Origin of the sequence: Yinghuangia aomiensis (assembly GCF_039542225.1) — a bacterium.
In the GTDB taxonomy this organism is placed as follows: Bacteria; Actinomycetota; Actinomycetes; order Streptomycetales; family Streptomycetaceae; genus Yinghuangia; species Yinghuangia aomiensis.
Genome location: NZ_BAABHS010000026.1, coordinates 39,899 through 56,431 on the forward strand (window position 1 = coordinate 39,899; position 16,533 = coordinate 56,431).

At 72.1% G+C, this 16,533-nt stretch carries 16 protein-coding genes; 8 read left to right on the plus strand and 8 right to left on the minus strand.

All coding sequences use genetic code 11. From position 1 onward, the window contains the following. Positions 1-14: 14 nt before the first annotated feature. Positions 15-551, plus strand: a complete 537-nt coding sequence (locus ABEA93_RS29920) for a DUF1877 family protein (RefSeq protein WP_345678961.1) — start codon at positions 15-17, stop codon at positions 549-551. Between the two features lie 100 nt (positions 552-651). Beyond that, complete coding sequence (locus ABEA93_RS29925) at positions 652-1,029, plus strand: nuclear transport factor 2 family protein (RefSeq protein ID WP_345678962.1); 378 nt, start codon at positions 652-654, stop codon at positions 1,027-1,029. Here the strand turns inward: ABEA93_RS29925 and ABEA93_RS29930 are convergent. Together ABEA93_RS29930 and rarD are read right to left on the minus strand one after the other, a co-directional pair. Then, a complete protein-coding gene (locus tag ABEA93_RS29930; protein ID WP_345678963.1) occupies positions 984-1,607 on the minus strand; it encodes a hypothetical protein in 624 nt (207 codons plus the stop codon). The two genes, ABEA93_RS29925 and ABEA93_RS29930, sit on opposite strands and share 46 nt — an antisense overlap. Before the next feature lie 5 nt (positions 1,608-1,612). Further along, positions 1,613-2,599, minus strand: a complete 987-nt coding sequence (gene rarD / locus ABEA93_RS29935; RefSeq protein ID WP_345678964.1) for an EamA family transporter RarD — start codon at positions 2,597-2,599, stop codon at positions 1,613-1,615. Between the two features lie 190 nt (positions 2,600-2,789). On the opposite strand from rarD, the gene ABEA93_RS29940 reads away from it, so the two are divergent. Both ABEA93_RS29940 and ABEA93_RS29945 read left to right on the plus strand, forming a co-directional pair. Beyond that, positions 2,790-4,115: a sensor histidine kinase gene (locus ABEA93_RS29940; RefSeq protein ID WP_345678965.1), complete on the plus strand. Its 1,326-nt coding sequence runs from the start codon at positions 2,790-2,792 to the stop codon at positions 4,113-4,115. 22 nt (positions 4,116-4,137) lie between these two features. Next, positions 4,138-4,797 (plus strand): response regulator, encoded by a 660-nt coding sequence (locus ABEA93_RS29945; protein ID WP_345679030.1) that lies wholly within the window; start codon positions 4,138-4,140, stop codon positions 4,795-4,797. 60 nt (positions 4,798-4,857) lie between these two features. On the opposite strand, the gene ABEA93_RS29950 is transcribed toward ABEA93_RS29945, so the two are convergent. The 3 genes from ABEA93_RS29950 to ABEA93_RS29960 all read right to left on the minus strand — a co-directional run bounded on the left by ABEA93_RS29950 (position 4,858) and on the right by ABEA93_RS29960 (position 8,303). Beyond that, entirely contained in the window at positions 4,858-5,583 is a 726-nt protein-coding gene (locus tag ABEA93_RS29950) for a peptidylprolyl isomerase (RefSeq protein WP_345678966.1), read from the minus strand. Between the two features lie 573 nt (positions 5,584-6,156). Continuing rightward, positions 6,157-7,638, minus strand: a complete 1,482-nt coding sequence (locus tag ABEA93_RS29955; RefSeq protein WP_345678967.1) for an MFS transporter — start codon at positions 7,636-7,638, stop codon at positions 6,157-6,159. Between the two features lie 116 nt (positions 7,639-7,754). Continuing rightward, a complete protein-coding gene (locus ABEA93_RS29960; RefSeq protein WP_345678968.1) occupies positions 7,755-8,303 on the minus strand; it encodes a MarR family winged helix-turn-helix transcriptional regulator in 549 nt (182 codons plus the stop codon). A 272-nt stretch (positions 8,304-8,575) separates the two neighbouring features. On the opposite strand from ABEA93_RS29960, the gene ABEA93_RS29965 reads away from it, so the two are divergent. The 4 genes from ABEA93_RS29965 (at position 8,576) to ABEA93_RS29980 (ending at position 12,367) form a co-directional block, all read left to right on the plus strand. Continuing rightward, positions 8,576-9,787 (plus strand): LolA family protein, encoded by a 1,212-nt coding sequence (locus ABEA93_RS29965; protein WP_345678969.1) that lies wholly within the window; start codon positions 8,576-8,578, stop codon positions 9,785-9,787. Next, a complete protein-coding gene (locus tag ABEA93_RS29970) occupies positions 9,784-10,776 on the plus strand; it encodes an ABC transporter ATP-binding protein (protein WP_345678970.1) in 993 nt (330 codons plus the stop codon). Before ABEA93_RS29965 ends, ABEA93_RS29970 begins: the two co-directional genes overlap by 4 nt. Further along, positions 10,763-11,653, plus strand: coding sequence for an ABC transporter permease (locus tag ABEA93_RS29975; RefSeq protein WP_345678971.1), 891 nt, complete (start codon positions 10,763-10,765; stop codon positions 11,651-11,653). Before ABEA93_RS29970 ends, ABEA93_RS29975 begins: the two co-directional genes overlap by 14 nt. A gap of 162 nt (positions 11,654-11,815) precedes the next feature. After that, complete coding sequence (locus ABEA93_RS29980) at positions 11,816-12,367, plus strand: GAF domain-containing protein (RefSeq protein ID WP_345678972.1); 552 nt, start codon at positions 11,816-11,818, stop codon at positions 12,365-12,367. Positions 12,368-12,386: 19 nt separating this feature from the next. On the opposite strand, the gene ABEA93_RS29985 is transcribed toward ABEA93_RS29980, so the two are convergent. The 3 genes from ABEA93_RS29985 to ABEA93_RS29995 all read right to left on the minus strand — a co-directional run bounded on the left by ABEA93_RS29985 (position 12,387) and on the right by ABEA93_RS29995 (position 16,303). Then, on the minus strand, positions 12,387-13,229 hold the full coding sequence (locus tag ABEA93_RS29985; RefSeq protein WP_345678973.1) for an ANTAR domain-containing protein: 843 nt from the start codon (positions 13,227-13,229) through the stop codon (positions 12,387-12,389). Between the two features lie 130 nt (positions 13,230-13,359). Continuing rightward, a complete protein-coding gene (locus ABEA93_RS29990; protein WP_345679031.1) occupies positions 13,360-14,355 on the minus strand; it encodes a 2-oxoacid:ferredoxin oxidoreductase subunit beta in 996 nt (331 codons plus the stop codon). An 85-nt stretch (positions 14,356-14,440) separates the two neighbouring features. Beyond that, positions 14,441-16,303, minus strand: a complete 1,863-nt coding sequence (locus ABEA93_RS29995; RefSeq protein WP_345678974.1) for a 2-oxoacid:acceptor oxidoreductase subunit alpha — start codon at positions 16,301-16,303, stop codon at positions 14,441-14,443. Positions 16,304-16,533: the final 230 nt, after the last annotated feature.

Here is a 16,533-nt window from a genome sequence, read left to right on the forward strand (position 1 = left end):
GCAGACTCCGGCCCATGGCCATCACCCAGCAACTCGCCCGGATCACCCCGGCCTACCTGGAAGAGTGCCGCGCCACGGCCGCGCGAACGCCGGACGGATCGCCGGGCTGGTCCCCGCCCTCCGCGGACACACTCGACACCGGCTGGGCCATCCGGGGCCTCGTCAAAGCCTGGCCGCTCCTCGGCGGCGACCCGCAGCACGGGGACGCGCTCCGCCGCAGCATCGACGGCGACCCGGACGGCACCGGCCCCGACGTCGAGTTCCTCGACCACTACGACGTCTACGACGGCTTCGGTCGGCCTCCCGCACTGCTGACCCCCGCCGCCGTCGCCGAGACGGCCGCGGCTCTGGACGCCCTCGACGCGTTCGCGCTCGCCGGCGTCCTCGACCGGCTCGCCGGGCAGGACCCGCGCGAAGCCGCCGTCCTGTGCGGCTTCGGGGAGTTCTCCGGAGACCTGGTCCGCTTTCTCCAAGCCCACTTCGACGCCTTGCGCGACTTCTACCGGGCCGCCGCGCACCGCCGCCTCGCGGTCGTCGTCTGGATCGACTGATCGGCCGACCGGCATCCGGCCGCCTCGGGCGGCAACGGACCCGCAAGGAAAATCCGCGCGGATCAGGCGGGGCCGCGGCCCCGCCTGGTAGGACTGGGACATGCAGGAGACCTGGGCGCAGTCGGCAATCGACAGCTTCATCGCCGCGTTCAACGCGGCGAGCGACGACCACGTCCCCGAGCTGCTGACCCGGGCGCTGACCGCCGACGTGGTGTTCTGGGGCCCGTTCGGCCGCAGCGACGGCATCGACGCCGTCGAGCGGTTCGTCTGCGACATGCGGCGCCACCCCGACGGCCCCGGCACGATGACCCGTTCCTCGGACGTCGACATGCCCGGCGAATGGGCGCGCTACCGCTGGCTCTACCGCATGCCCGACGGCACCCGGCGGCTCACCGGAACCGACGTGGTGCACCTGCGCCGGCAGCGCATCGATCAGATGATCGTGTTCGGCGCCGACCCCGGTTCGTCGGAGAGCTGAACCAGCTCCTCGCCGGTGCGGTACGGCAGGTCCACCTTGACGCCCAACGCCTGGAACCCGTAGTCGAGTTGGTCGCACCACTCGGGCGGCACCCGCTCCCACGGCGCCTGCGCCGTCCGTCGGCTGTGCCGGTCGCCCGAGACGGTGCCGTCGACGACGAGTGCCCGCTCGTCGTCGTACGGATTCGGGAAGACCCGGAACATCCACGCGTCGCCCGCCACATGCAGCGCGAACACCGGCTGCCGCCGCCGTACTTGCAGCGTTGCCCGCACCGCTGTCCGCCCGCGCGCCAACACCCGCCACGGCGGCTCCGGCCGGTACAGGTGGTGCAGATCGGAGAACACCTCGCGGCACAAATGGTCGTAGTCGGCGACCGTGCGCGCCAGACCGGCGAAGTCGTCCGCGACGTCCGAGAGTTTGTCGGCCGAATCGATCGCGTGTTCCCCGCGGGCGAGGTCCTCGCGTACCTGTTCGGCCAGGAACGTGCCCAGTACGCCCACCCGGCGTCCGGCGCCGATGTGCGCACAGGCGCTGAGGCAACCTTGGTACAAAGCGCGGTAGTCCTCGTGCAAGTCCATGCCGGCTATTCAACCGGCTGCCGTCGCGCGCGGACACGAGCCGGTGCCGTCGTGCGGGTTGCGCGGCGGCCGCGCAGCGCGTCCGCGGAGAAGACCGCCAACGCGCAGCACACCAGCGCGAAGCCGACCCACGAGGCGGCCGACATCGGCTCCCCGCGGACGCCCACGCCGATGGACAGCTGGATCACCGGGTTCAGGTAGCCCAGCAGACCGAACATCGAGAGGGGAATTCGCCCCAGCGCGGCCACCCGCAGCAGGCTCGGCACCGCGGTGATCAGCCCCGCGGCCGGCAGCAGCACCAGCAGAGCGACCGGGCTCACGCCGCCGAACGCACGGGTGCCCCCGCACAGGATGACCGCCACGCCCACCGGGCAGAGCACCGCCAACTCGATCGCCGTTCCGGCCACCGCCGGTACCGGACGCCGTTTGCGGACCAGGCCGTAGGCGGCGACGGTTCCGGCGATGGCGAAGGCCAGCCACGGCACGTGGCCGTATCCGACGGTCACCACCGCCAACGCCGGGACGGCCAGCGCGCATGCGCACCACTGCGGCCCGCTCAGCCGTTCCCGCAAGAGCCCGACGCCGAGGAGCGCACCGGCGATCGGGCCGATCAGCAAGGCCAACGATGCTTCGACGACACGGCCCGAGACCACCGCGTACACGTAGACGGCCCAGGAGGAGCCGAGCAGGACGCCCCCGACCGCCAGCGATCGCATATCCGCGGGAGACCGCAGCAGCCGGACGGTGTCCGCGCGGCTGCCCCGAAGCGCAGCGGCGAACAGCCCGGCGACGACGAACGACCACACCACCCGGTGCGCGACGATCGCATCGGTGTCCATGGCGTCCAGCAGCGGCCAGAACAACGGCTGGGTGCCCCAGATGAGTTGCCCGGTGACGGCATAGGTCGTCCCGGCCTTCCGATTCTCGTATCGGCCCTCGTGCGCCATGCCCGCTCGCGCCCCCTCCCGCGCCGAGACGGCCGCTCCGGTCACCGTGGCGAGGCTAGGCCGCCGCCGGACCCGGAACACGCGTTCCCACAAGAGCCGCGTGAACTGGCCACCTCCTGCGGCCACGCTTCCGGCGCACGCGAGCCATACAGCCGCCCTATGGGGGCACACCCCACCCCCGCCCCTCCCGCAAACCGGCTGGGCACGGCGTACACCCTCCGGGCACGATCCCCTCATGGACGGTACGTGGGACGACACGCGCACGGCAGCCCCCGCCGCACCCGGGCGGCAGGGCGGCTTCCGGCGCCAATTGGGCTATCTCTACTCCGGACTCCCGGTCGGCATCGCCGCCTTCGTGGTCGTGGTGAGCGGACTCGCCTTCGGCGCCAGTCTGCTCGTGCTGGTCGTCGGCGTCCCGGTGCTCGCCGGCACGCACGGGATGGCACGGGTCTTCGCGGGCCACGAGCGCCGACGCGTGGAGAACGCCACCGGTCGCACACTCCCGCCGCACCACTACGGCGTCACCGGACCACTCGCCCCCACACGCTGGTGGGCGGCCCTGCGGGACCCGCAGGCATGGCGCGACACGGCACACGCGCTGCTGGCCTTCCCGGTACGGGTGATCACCTTCTCGCTCACCCTCACCTGGACCGTCGGCGGCCTCGGCGAACTGACCTACGGCCTGTGGTCCGGGCCGATCCCGCGCGACGACGGCCAGACGGGCCTGCTGGACCTCATGTTCGGCGTCTCCTCCCGCGCCGCCGACATCGGCTTCCACACCGCCGTCGGTGTCGTCCTGCTGGCGACCACCGTGCCGATGGTCCGCGGCCTCACCGCCGTCCAGGCCGGGCTGGCCCGCTGGCTGCTGACCAACGAAGCCGCCGCCCTGCGCGCCCGGACCCGGCAGCTCGCCGACGGCCGGCGCAGCGCCGTCGCCGCCGAAGCCCAGACGCTGCGCCGCCTCGAACGCGACCTGCACGACGGGCCCCAGCAGCGGCTGGTGCGGCTCAACATGGACCTCGAAGCGGTCGCCCGACGCCTCGACTCCGAGGATCCGGCGCGGGCCCGGGTGCTCGTCGACGACATGATCACGCAGAGCCACGAGGCGCTCGCCGAACTCCGCGCGCTGTCCCGGGGGATCGCGCCGCCGGTGCTCGCCGACCGCGGTCTGCGCGCCGCGCTCGCGCAGGCCGCCGGGCGGTCGCCGGTACCGGTGACGCTGGCCAGCGAGATCGCCGATGGGCAGCGGTTCGCCTCCGCCGTGGAGAACACCGCCTACTTCGTGGCCAGTGAAGCGCTCGCCAACGCCGCCAAGCACTCCGGGGCGCCCCGGTGCGAAGTCTCCGTCCGGGCGGACCGCGACACCCTGCACCTGCGGATCGCCGACGACGGCCGCGGCGGCGCGCACATCGGCAAAGGCCACGGACTCGCGGGCCTCGCCGACCGGGTCGCCGCCGTCGAAGGTACGTTGGAGATCACCAGCCCGCCCGGCGGCCCGACCGTCGTCGCCGCGGCCATCCCGCTCACCGGGGTCGGCGAGGACCGCGGACCGGGCGCCTGACGAGGGGGAACCGGAACCCGTGCTGCGCATCGTGCTCGCCGAGGACTCGCTGCTGCTGCGCGAGGGACTGGTCCGCCTGTTCGACGAGGCCGGCGCCCAGGTCGTCGCCGCGGTCGGGGACGCCCCCGAACTGCTGGCTGCGGTCCGGGAATACCGTCCGGACGTCGCGGTGGTCGACGTGCGCATGCCGCCGACGTTCACCGACGACGGCCTGCGCGCGGCCGTGGAGATCCGCCGCACCGTCCCGGGCACGGCCGTCCTGATGCTCTCCCAGTACGTCGAAGAGTCCTACGCCGCCGACCTGCTGACGACCGGCGGCGGCGTCGGCTACCTGCTCAAGGACCGGGTCGCCAAGCTCGGCGAACTGACCGACGCACTCGAACGCGTCGCGGCGGGCGGCACCGCCCTCGACCCGGAGGTCGTGGCGGCGCTGTTCAGCACCCGCACCCGCCGCGACCCGCTGGAGAAGCTCAGCCCGCGCGAACGCGAGGTGCTCGCACTGATGGCGGAAGGCCGCCGCAACCAGGCCATCGGCCGCGCGCTGACGCTGAGCCCGGGCACGGTGGAGAAGCACATCGCGGCGATCTTCGACAAGCTCGGCCTGCCGCCGTCGGCGGACGACCACCGGCGCGTGCTCGCCGTCCTGGCGTGGCTGCGCGGCACGCCGCCGACGGCGAGCTGACCGGAGCCGACCGGAGCCGACCGGAACCGACCGGAGCCGACCGGAACCGACTCGAACCGCTTACTGCTTCGCGACCGTCATCGTGTCCACGACCACCCCGGCCTTCGGCGTGCCGTCCGTCGCGCCGCCCTCGACGCCTGCGTCGGCGATCCGCCGGACGACGTCCATGCCGTCCGTGACCGTGCCGAACGGCGTGTAGTTCGGCGGGAGCTGGGTGTCGTTCCAGACGATGAAGAACTGGCTGCCGTTGGTGCCCGGCCCGGCGTTCGCCATCGCGAGCGTGCCCTTCGGGTACGTCGCCCCGGCCAGGTTCTCGTCCGAGAACTGGTAGCCCGGCCCGCCGCTCCCGGTGCCCGTCGGGTCGCCGCACTGCAGGACGTAGATGCCCTCCGTGGTGAGCCGGTGGCACGGGCTGTGGTCGAAGTAGCCCTTCGACGACAGGAACGCGAAGGAGTTCACGGTCGTCGGCGCCTTCGCGGCGTCGAGCTTGAAGGCGACCGTGCCGCAGTTCGTCTTCAGGGTCATCGTGTACGACCCGCTCGGGTCGATCGTCATCGGCGGCGACGGGAACGACATCGCCGACGACGTCGGCGTCTCCTGCGCGCACCCGGCGGCGTTCGCCTGACCGGTCGGGGCGTCGGGAACCGCGGGTGCGGTCGCCGTGTCCGACGCCGTGGGCGTCGAAGTCGCGGTGGGCGTGGCCCGCGACGGGCTCGTCGTCGGCGTCGCGGTCGGCGTCGCCGAGTTCGACGACGCCGCGTCCGACGAATCTCCGTCGTCGTTCACCGCCCACAGGATTCCGCCCGCGACGAGCGCTCCCACGACCACCGCGGCGCCGACCGCCAGGGCGACCTTGCGGTTCCTTCCCCCGGGACCCTGCGGAGCAGGCGGACCCGGGGGATAGGCGGGGGGCAGCGGCGGGCCCGGCGGGTAGCCGGGGGGCGCCTGCCCGGGAGGCGGAGGCGGAATCTGGTGCCCTGTCGGACTTCCCGCGGGTGGCGGATACGCCCCGGGGGCACCCGCGCCCGGCCACTGCGGACCCGCGCCCGGCCCGCCTTGCCCGCCCGGTCCACCCGGCCCCGGTCCGGCTCCCGGCCACCCCGGCTGCCCCGATTGCCCCGGCTGCGGCCCCGGCCACCCGCCCTGCTGGTCGTCCACGCGCCCGCTCCTCGCTCGGTGTCGTCGTGCGCTGGGAGCCTATGGCGTACGGGCGGAAGACACGGCTCCGCAGCGCCAAGTCCGGACCAACGGCGGGCCAATGTCCGACCGGGTGGCGGCCGCGCCGACCCGGACCCGGGACGCGGATGGGGCGGCAGACACCCTCTGCCGCCCCACCCGCATGGTCGCCGTCCCGCGGGCTCAGCCCACGTGCGCCAGCGGCTGCGCCGCCTTCTCGTCCGCACTCGCCGCCCGGCCCGTCCGCGGCGTCCGCAGCACCACCAGCGCCAGCACCACCGACGCCGCCAGCAGCACCGTGCCGACCGTGAAGGCCAGGTGGAACCCGCCGGTCAGGGCCGCCGCCTCGGACTTGCCGTCGCCGCGCAGCGTGTCGGCCCGCGACGTCGACAGGGTGTTCAGGAGCGCCACGCCCAGCGCCGCGCCGATCTGCTGGGTGGTGCTGAACAGCCCGGACACCACGCCCGCGTCCTCCGGACCGGCGTCGGACATCGCCAGCGTCGCGAGCGCGGGCAGCACCAGACCGCCGCCGCCGAGCAGGACGAACACCGGCAGCAGGTCCACCGCGTAGGCGCCGTCCACCGGCACCCGCGTCAGGTACGCCATCGCCGCGGTCAGCATCAGCAGCCCGCCCACCAGGACGTTGCGCGCCCCGAAGCGCCCGATCAGCCGCGCGGACAGGCCCAGCGACACCGCGCCGATCGCGAACGCCGTCGGGAACATGCCCCATCCGGACTTCGCCGGGCCGTAGCCGAGGACGTGCTGCATGTAGAGCACGACCAGCACCTGGAAGCCGAACATCGCGGCGATGGTGAAGACCTGCAGCACGTTGGCGCCGGTCACGTTGCGCGAGCGGAACGTGCGCAGCGGCAGCAGCGGTTCGGCGGCCAGGTGCTGGCGCACCGCGAACAGCGCCAGCAGCGCCAGCGAACCGGCCACGAGCAGCCACGTCTTGGCCGAACCCCAGCCGTACGCCTCGGCCTTCACCACCGCGAACACCAGCAGCATCAGCCCGGCGGTGACCAGCGCCGCGCCTGCCACGTCCGCCTTGCCGCGCGGCCCCGTGGGCGTGTCGGGGGACAGGATGCGCGCGGACAGCAGCAGTGTCAGCACGCCGATCGGCAGGTTGACCAGGAAGATCCAGTGCCAGCTGGCCGCTTCGGTGAGGACTCCGCCGAGGACCAGGCCGAGGGATGCGCCGGCCGCGCCGACGAAGCTGAACGCGCCGATGGCCTTGCCCTGTTCGGCCGGCTCCGGATACAGCGTGACGATCATGCCGAGGCTCACCGCGGACACCATCGCCCCGCCCGCGCCCTGCACGAACCGGGCCGCGAGCAGCATTTCCGGGCTCGTCGCGACGCCGCAGAGGACCGACGCGACGGTGAAGACCGCGAGTCCGGCGAGGAGGACCCGCTTGCGGCCGAACAGGTCGCCGAGGCGTCCGGACAGCAGCAGGAGACCGCCGAACGCGATCATGTAGATGTTCATGACCCAGGCCAGGTCGGCCGACGAGAAGCCCAGGTCGTCGGCGATCGACGGGAGCGCGACGGTCACGATCGTGCCGTCCAGGATCACCATCAGGACACCGGCGCACAGCAGCGCCAGCGCCAGTGTGCGCGGATATGCGCGCCGGTCGGACCGGGGGGATTGCGCCAGCTCTGCCATCGTCCGAAGCCTCCGAGTGTGCACGGCGAGTGCGAAGGGCAGTCGCCTGCCCGCAGGAGTGACGCTAGCAGATAGTTTTGTTAGAGACGATATTTTGTTGTTCGATTTCTTGAGGATCAGCCCTGGCTGCCCGTGTGCCCGCCGCGGCGCACCGGCCGTCCGGACTCGACCGGGGTGGACAACCGCCCGTTGACCAGGCGGTACAGGTTGCGCACGAACGCCTCGCGTTCGTCCTCGGGGATCGCGTTCAGCACGTCGGCATGCACCGCGTCGACCAGCTCGCGGCCCTGCGCGGCCCTGGCCAGGCCGGCGTCGGTCACCGTGATGATCCGGGCGCGCCGGTCGGTCGGCGACGGGCGGCGCTCCGCCAGGCCCTTCTTCTCCAGGGCGTCGACGGTCAGCACCATCGTGGTCTTGTCCAGATCGGTGTGCTCGGCGAGCTGGATCTGGGTGAACTCACCCTGCTGGGCGTGCACCAGGACACAGTGCCCGCGCGGCGTCACGTCGATCTCCGCCAGCCGGGCGGTGAGTTCCGTCGCCAGGACGTGCCCGGCGTGCGAGAACAGGTAGGAGAGGTCCGGCGCGCGCAGCCGCGCCGGGTCGTCGGAGTCGGCGGGGCCGCATCCGGGCGGGGTCTGGGCGGTCTCGGTGGTGTCGGCGCTCATGCCCCGAGCGTAGCGCGGTGTGTCCGAAATGGGATTATCCCGTATCGGATCATCCCGTCGGTGACCGACAAGGGGCGGACCGGCCGACCGAACGCCGCGGTCCGAGAAGGAGACCGTGCGTAGTCGTCAGGTAGTTCGGAAGGCGCACGGCTGCTCCCGAAGACGTAGAACGCGGTGTGACTACCGGTCGATGCCCGGGCCCTACGCCGAGTGATCCCCTGGAATGGCCGCGGTCGTGGGGCCGCGGCACCCTCCAGGGAAAGGCATGCTCCATGCCCGTCGTACTACGCACCGCAGGAAAAGTCGCGCTGCCGCTCGGCGTTACCGCGCTGGCCGCCGGCGCGATCACCTACGGTCCCGCCGCCTTCGCGGACGACTCGGACCCCAAGCTCCCCGTCCTGACGGCCGATCAGGTCGTCGCCAAGATCGCCGGTGCCACGAACGAGACGTTGTCCGGCACCGTCGACCTCACCACCGACCTCGGCCTGCCCGCACTGCCCGGACGCGGCTCCGCCGACCCGTCCGGCCTGGTGTCCGGGACGCACACGCTCCGCGTCGCGGTCGACGGCCCCGACCGGCAGCGCATCGGCATCCGCGCCGACCTCGCCGAATACAACATCGTGCACAACGGCCGCGATGTGTGGACGTACGACAGCCGCCGCAACGCGGCCACCCACACCCTGCTGCCGGAACAGCAGGCCGGGCAGGCCGGGCAGACCGGGCAGGCCAAGGAGCCCGGCACCGCGCTGCCCGGTGCGGCGATCACCCCGCAGGACGCCGCGGCCAAGCTGCTCGACCTCGCCAAGCAGAGCGGCACCACGGTCACCGCGGCCGGCACCGACAAGGTCGCCGGACGGTCGGCCTACAAGCTCCGCCTCGCGCCCGCACAGCCCGGCAGCCTGCTCGCCGGGGCGACCGTGTGGGCGGACGCGGAGACCGGCGTCCCGCTGCGCGTCGTCGTGGACACCGCGAAGGGCGGCAAGCCCGCCCTCGACGTCGGCTTCACCGACGTGTCGTTCGCGAAGCCCGCGGCCGGCACCTTCGACTTCAAGCCGCCGTCCGGCGCCAAGGTCGACGAGAAGAACACCGCCGCGGACGACGCCGCCAAGAACGCCAAGGAACCGTTCGACCTCACCAAGCTCACCGCCGGATTCCGCGGCACCGAGCCGAAGACGCACGGCGAAGGCTGGAACACCGTGGTCGAACTCCGGCTGCCCGCCGGGGTCTCCGCCAAACCGTCCGCACCGCAGCCGCAGGCCGGCGGCAAGGACCAGACCAAGGACACGAAGGAGGCCAAGAAGGACCGGCCCGGGATCGCGGATCTGCTGAGCAAGGCCGGCAGCCGGGTCTCCGGGCCCTGGGGCGAAGGCACCCTGTTCAGCACACGAGTGGCCACCGTCCTGGTGACCGACGACGGCCGGGTGTTCGCCGGCGCCGTCGACGGCGCGACGCTGCAGCAGGCCGCGGGGACGGCAGCCCGATGACCACGTCCACGGCGGCCGTCGCGCCCACTCCCGGCACCACCGCCGCGCAACCGGACGGCGCATCGGTCGTCGTCACACGCGGGCTGTCCAAGCGGTACGGCCGCGACCGGCTCGCCGTGGACGGACTCGACCTGGTCGTCCCGGCCGGTGCGGTGTTCGGCTTCCTCGGCCCGAACGGCTCCGGCAAGACCACCACCATCCGCATGCTCATGGGCCTGATCAAGCCCACCTCCGGCACCGCCACCGTCCTCGGCGGCGCCATGCCCGGAGCGGCCGGCGCGGTCCTGCCCCGCGTCGGCGCGCTCATCGAAGGACCCGCGCACTACGGCTTCCTCACCGGCCGGGAGAACCTCGCCCGGCTCGACGCCGCCGACCGCACCGCCGACCCGGCCACCCGGAAGCGGCGCATCGACGAAGCCCTCGCCCGGGTCGGCCTGTCCGCCGTCGGCGACCGCAAAGCCCGCGCCTACTCGCTCGGCATGAAGCAGCGCCTCGGCATCGCCTCCGCCCTGCTCCGGCCCCGCGACCTGCTCGTCCTCGACGAACCGACCAACGGCCTGGACCCGCAGGGCATGCGTGAGATCCGCGCGCTCATCCGCAGCCTCGCCGCGGACGGGACCACGGTGTTCCTGTCCTCCCACCTGCTCGACGAGATCGAACAGGTCTGCACCCACGCCGCGATCATGAGCCGCGGCCGGCTCGTCACCCAAGGCACCGTCGACGAACTGCGCTCCGCCGTACGCGGCCGCCTGCGCGTCGGCACCCCGGACGCCGGCCGCGCCGCGGTCGTCCTCGCCGAACTCGGCCTCGCCCACGTCGCCACCACCGGCGACGGCGTCGAAGCCGACCTCGGCGACCTGGCCGCCGAAGACGTGTGCGCGGCACTCGTCCGCCGCGACGTCCGGGTCCGCTCGTTCACCACACACGGCGATTCGCTCGAAGACGCGTTCGTCGCACTCACCGGGGAGGGTTTCGATGTCGAGAGCTGATGTCCTGCCGGCTGCCGCGGTCCGCCGCGCCCACGCCCCGGCCCTGCCGCGCGCCCGCGGGCTGGTGTTCAGCGAGATGCGCATCGTGTTCCGCCGCCCGCGCACCTACGCGATGCTCGGGCTCCTCGCCGCGATCCCCGTGCTGCTCGGTATCGCCCTGCGCTGGTTCACCAGCGGCGGCGGCGGAAACGGCGACGGCGACGGCGGCCTGGAGTTCGTCTCCCAGGTCACCAACAACGGGCTGTTCCTGGTCTTCGCGTCGCTCGCCGCCACGCTGCCGTTCTTCCTGCCGATGACCGTCGGGGTCGTGGCCGGCGACGCGATCGCCGGGGAGGCGAACAGCGGGACCTTGCGCTACCTGCTGGTCGCCCCGGCGGGCCGCATCCGACTGCTGCTCGTCAAATACACGGGCCTGGTGGCGTTCTGCTTCGCCGCGACGTTCACCGTCGCGCTGTCCGCGCTGGCCACCGGGGCCGCACTGTTCCCGATGGGGGATGTGCCACTGCTCAACGGGGATCGGATCTCGATGGGCGAAGCGCTCGTGCGCGCCATGCTGATCGCGGTCTGTGTCGCGGTGTCGCTGCTCGGGCTCGCCGCCATCGGGCTGTTCGTGTCGACGCTCACCGCCGTGCCGGTCGCGGCGATGGCGACCACCGTGGGCCTGGTGATCGTCTCCGCGATCCTCGCGTCCATCCCGCAGTTCCACGCCCTGCACCCCTGGCTGTTCGGCGACAAGTGGATGTCCTTCGGCGACCTGCTGCGCGAACCCGTGCCCACCGGCGGGGTGATCCGCAACATCGAACTCCAGGCCGCCTACACGCTGGTCTTCGGCGCGGCCGCCTGGGCGCGCATGAGCGACCGCGACGTCACCTGTTGAGCGAACTTGTCCCGGGCCGGGCCTGCGATCGGCCGCGACGACGTAGTCTGGGAGCCGGTTGGACAGTCAGCCGAATCCGGGCTTCGCCGACGCGGCCTTCGCCGTACGCCTGTGCGCTGCCCGGCCTCCCGCGCTGCCCGCGGACCCGAGGTGGGGGCCACGATGTCCGACCCGTTCAATCCCGAGGCGAGTTCCTTCGCGCTGCCGTTCCGCACGCGCCCGTTCGACCTGCTGCGCGACGCGGTCATCCCGTACCCGGTGCGGCCGCTCCGCCCGCAGACCCTCGCCGCCGCCGACCTGCTCGCGGCGGTCGGCGAGTTGGCGCTGCGCGGCGTCCGCGGGGTCCGCGACGTGACCCTGGCCTTCTGGCGCGAGCACGAACTCCTCGCCGAAGTCTCCACGGACGACGACCTCAGCGAAGTGGTGGGCGCCCACGACGTCACCCGCCCCGGCCCGGTCGCCGACGTGCTGCGCAGCGGCGGCATGGTGCACCTGCCCGACCTCGACCGGGAGCCCCGCTGGCCGGACGCGGCACGCGAGTTGCGGGTCCGCGGCGTGCGCTCGTGCGCCGCCGCCGCGCTGCGCCGCCCGCGGTTCAGCCTGGCCGTGGTGGTCTACTCGCCCGGCCCGCTGTCCGGCGTGCAGGACCTGGACGTGCTGCTGGGGGAGTGGGTCGCGGCCGTCGTCCGGGCCCGGGTCCGCGGCGTGGTGTGACCGGCGGGTCCGCGGGAGGTCAGCGGCGGACCTGGCGCTCCACGTCGGTGACCAGCGTGCGGGCCACGTCCGCGAGCTTCACGTTCTTCTTCTGCGACACCGAACGCAGCGCGCTGAACGCCGCTTCCGAGTCGAGGCGGCGCTGCGCCATGAGAATGCCCATGGCCTGCCCGATCGTGCCGTGCGTGCCCAGCGCCGCGGACAGGTCGGCGAACCGCATCTCGGCGGCCAGGCGTTCCTCCTGTTCCTGGGCCACCGCGACCCGGGCGGCCAACCGGATCTCGAACTCCCGCACCACGAGCGAGGCCAGCGCCTCCAGGATGTCGGTGCGGTCGTACGGCACCGGCCGCGGCGCGGTGTCGAACACCGCCATCGTGCCGATGCTGTGCCCGTCCGCGGTCCGCAGCGGCACCCCGAAGTAGTGCCGCACCCCGAACGGTCCTGCCACCAGCGGGTTCGGGCAGGCCAGCGGATCGATCTCGGCGTTCGCCAGGCCGAGCGGCTCGCCGGTGACCACGACGGTGTGGCACAGGCCGGGGCCGATCGGCACGCCCGGGAGATCGAGGCCGTGCCGGCCGTGGAACCAGATGTCGTCCTCGTCGACGACCGTCACGACGGCGTAGGGCGTGCCGAACAGGCGGGCGGCCAGCGCCGCGATCTCGTGGTAGCAGTCCGGCGGGATGTCCAGGACCTGCCAGCGGCGGATCGCCTCGGCCCGCGCTTTGGCGTGCGGATCCGCGTACGGCAGCGCCGGGTTCGCCAGGTCGCCGCCGTGCGTGCCGGTCCCGGTGGATCCCGTGGTGGATTCTGCGGTGGAGTTCGCCGTGGAGTCCGCGGTGGAGTTCGCCCCGTTGTCGCTCACATGTCCCACGTAAGCACGGCGGGCCGGGCGGCAGGGCGGAAATGCGGAAATGTGAAAAAGGCGGAAAAGGCGAAAAGACCGAGGCCCCGGCGAAGGATGCCGGGGCCTCGACCTGCATAGTGGCGGACCGTCAGGAAATGGTCCAGGTGTCGTTGCCGGAAATCAGCGCGGCAAGGTCGCCCGCGCCGCGCGCCGCGGTGTCCGCGGCGAGCTGGTCGGCCATGAGCGTGTCGTACACCGGGCGCTCGACGTTGCGGAACACGCCGATCGGGGTGTGGTAGTTGCTCGTGAGGTCGCCCAGCCGGGACAGCGCGAACGCCAGCTCCGGGTTCTCCGCGTGCGCGTCGTGCACGAGGAGCGCGTCTTCGCCGACCTCCGCGACCTCGGCCACGTCCAGCTGCCCGGACGCGTTGCGGACCACGCCGTAGCGCAGGTCCGTGCCGAACTTGACCGGCTGCCCGTGCTCCAGGCGGATGGTCACGTCGTCGCGCGTGTCCGGGTCCTTGAGCTGGTCGAACGCGCCGTCGTTGAAGATGTTGCAGTTCTGGTAGATCTCCACCAGCGCGGTACCCGGGTGCGCCGCCGCCTCGCGCAGCACCGAGGTGAGGTGCTTGCGGTCGGAGTCGATGGTCCGCGCGACGAACGTCGCCTCGGCGCCGATCGCGATGCTGACCGGGTTGAACGGGTGGTCCAGCGAGCCGAGCGGCGTCGACTTGGTGATCTTGCCGGTCTCGGACGTCGGCGAGTACTGGCCCTTGGTCAGCCCGTAGATCCGGTTGTTGAACAGCAGGATCTTGAGGTTGACGTTGCGGCGCAGCGCGTGGATCAGGTGGTTGCCGCCGATGGAGAGCGCGTCGCCGTCACCGGTGACCACCCACACGCTCAGGTCCTGCCGCGACGAGGCCAGGCCGGTCGCGATGGCCGGGGCGCGCCCGTGGATCGAGTGCATGCCGTACGTGTTCATGTAGTACGGGAAGCGGCTGGAGCAGCCGATGCCCGACACGAACACGATGTTCTCCTTGCGGAGCCCCAGTTCCGGCAGGAAGCCCTGCACCGCCGCCAGGATGGCGTAGTCGCCGCAGCCCGGGCACCAGCGCACTTCCTGGTCCGACTTGAAGTCCTTCATGGACTGCTTCTCGTCGGTCTTGGGCACGAGCGCGAGCGCCGGGAGGCCACGGCCGCGGCCGTCGGCCCCGGACGAGAGGGATGCCTCAGACACTTTCGATGACCTCCTGGATCACGTGGGCCAGTTCCTCGGCCTTGAACGGCAGACCGCGGACCTGGTTGTACGCGATGGCGTCGACGAGGTACTTGGCGCGCAGCAGCAGAGCGAGCTGCCCCAGGTTCATCTCGGGGACGATCACCTTGTCGTACTTCTTGAGCACCTCGGCGGTGTTCGCCGGGAAGGGGTTGAGGTGGCGCAGGTGGGCCTGCGCGACCTTGCCGCCCTGGGCCCGCACGCGGCGGACGCCCGCGGCGATCGGGCCGTAGGTCGAGCCCCAGCCGACCACCAGGACCTTCGCGTCGCCGGTCGGGTCGTCGACCTCCAGCTCGGCGATGTCCTTGGCGATGCCGTCGACCTTGGCCTGGCGGACCCGGACCATGAAGTCGTGGTTCGCCGGCTCGTAGTTGATCGTGCCGATGCCGTCGGCCTTCTCGATGCCGCCGATGCGGTGTTCGAGACCGGGCGTGCCGGGCACCGCCCACGGGCGGGCCAGTGTCTCCGGGTCGCGCTTGTACGGCCAGAAGACCTTGGTGCCGTCTTCGTTCTCGTGGTTCGGCTCGGTCGCGAACTCGACGCGCAGGTCGGGCAGGTCGTCGACGTTCGGGATCCGCCACGGCTCGGAGCCGTTGGCGAGGTAGCCGTCGGACAGCAGGAAGACCGGCGTGCGGTACTTCAGCGCGATCCGGGCGGCTTCGATCGCGGCGTCGAAGCAGTCGCCGGCGGTGCGCGGCGCGACGATCGGCACGGGGGCCTCGCCGTTGCGGCCGAACATCGCCTGGAGCAGGTCGGACTGCTCGGTCTTGGTGGGCAGGCCGGTGGACGGCCCGCCGCGCTGCACGTCGACGATCAGCAGCGGCAGTTCGAGGGAAACCGCCAGGCCGATCGCCTCGGACTTGAGCGCGACGCCCGGACCCGAGGTGGTGGTGATGCCGAGCGCTCCGCCGAAAGCGGCGCCGAGGGCCGCGCCGATGCCGGCGATTTCGTCTTCCGCCTGGAACGTGCGGACGTCGAAATTCTTGTGCTTGGCAAGCTCGTGCAGGATGTCCGAGGCCGGGGTGATCGGGTACGACCCGAGGTACACCGGGAGCTCGGCGCGCTGCCCGGCGGCGACCAGGCCGTAGGCGAGCGCGAGGTTGCCGGTGATGTTCCGGTAGGTGCCGGCCGGCAGCTTGGCGGGCGCGACCTCGTAGGAGACCGCGAACCCTTCGGTGGTCTCGCCGAAGTTCCAGCCCGCCTTGAAGGCCGCGACGTTGGCCTCGGCGATGACCGGCAGCTTGGCGAACTTCTTCTGCAGGAACGCGATCGTCGACTCGGTCGGGCGGTGGTACAGCCACGACAGCAGGCCGAGCGCGAACATGTTCTTCGCGCGCTCCGCGTCCTTCTTGGAGATGTCGAACGCGGCGAGCGACTCGACGGTGAGCGTCGTGAGCGGCACCGCGTGGATGTTGTAGGCGTCCAGCGAGCCGTCTTCGAGCGGGTTGGTCGCGTAGCCGACCTTGGCCATGGCCCGCTTGCTGAACTCGTCGGTGTTGACGATGATCTCGGCGCCGCGCGGCAGGTCGCGGATGTTGGCCTTGAGGGCCGCCGGGTTCATCGCGACCAGGACCGTCGGGGCGTCGCCCGGGGTCAGGATGTCGTGGTCGGCGAAGTGCAACTGGAAGCTGGACACACCCGGCAGAGTTCCGGCTGGCGCGCGGATCTCGGCGGGGAAGTTGGGCAGAGTCGACAGGTCGTTGCCGAAGCTGGCCGTTTCGGACGTGAAACGGTCTCCGGTCAACTGCATTCCGTCACCGGAATCGCCCGCGAACCGGATGACAACCCGGTCGATCTGCTTGACCTGTTTGGTCACTGGTGAGGACCTCCTCGGCGCTGCGGCAGGTCGTCCGCGCACCGCGCGGATGTCGCAGTTTCATCGTACGGCTGTACAAGAAGGGCCCTGGCCGGGCCCCGGTGGTGCACGGGAGCGATTCGATGCCGGATTTCAGCCCGAAAAGGTGGATTGTGTCCGTCTTTCCGGATGTGGCCGAGCCCGTGACGGGTCAGCCTCCGATCGCGGGGATGATCGCACGGGTCGGTGAA

Bases quoted from the DNA above. Each gene is read 5' to 3' on its own strand.
- ABEA93_RS29920 (WP_345678961.1), top strand. From the start codon at position 15: ATGGCCATCACCCAGCAACTCGCCCGGATCACCCCGGCCTACCTGGAA.
- ABEA93_RS29925 (WP_345678962.1), top strand. From the start codon at position 652: ATGCAGGAGACCTGGGCGCAGTCGGCAATCGACAGCTTCATCGCCGCG.
- ABEA93_RS29930 (WP_345678963.1), bottom strand. From the start codon at position 1,607: ATGGACTTGCACGAGGACTACCGCGCTTTGTACCAAGGTTGCCTCAGC.
- ABEA93_RS29940 (WP_345678965.1), top strand. From the start codon at position 2,790: ATGGACGGTACGTGGGACGACACGCGCACGGCAGCCCCCGCCGCACCC.
- ABEA93_RS29955 (WP_345678967.1), bottom strand. From the start codon at position 7,638: ATGGCAGAGCTGGCGCAATCCCCCCGGTCCGACCGGCGCGCATATCCG.
- ABEA93_RS29960 (WP_345678968.1), bottom strand. From the start codon at position 8,303: ATGAGCGCCGACACCACCGAGACCGCCCAGACCCCGCCCGGATGCGGC.
- ABEA93_RS29965 (WP_345678969.1), top strand. From the start codon at position 8,576: ATGCCCGTCGTACTACGCACCGCAGGAAAAGTCGCGCTGCCGCTCGGC.
- ABEA93_RS29970 (WP_345678970.1), top strand. From the start codon at position 9,784: ATGACCACGTCCACGGCGGCCGTCGCGCCCACTCCCGGCACCACCGCC.
- ABEA93_RS29975 (WP_345678971.1), top strand. From the start codon at position 10,763: ATGTCGAGAGCTGATGTCCTGCCGGCTGCCGCGGTCCGCCGCGCCCAC.
- ABEA93_RS29980 (WP_345678972.1), top strand. From the start codon at position 11,816: ATGTCCGACCCGTTCAATCCCGAGGCGAGTTCCTTCGCGCTGCCGTTC.
- ABEA93_RS29990 (WP_345679031.1), bottom strand. From the start codon at position 14,355: ATGAAGGACTTCAAGTCGGACCAGGAAGTGCGCTGGTGCCCGGGCTGC.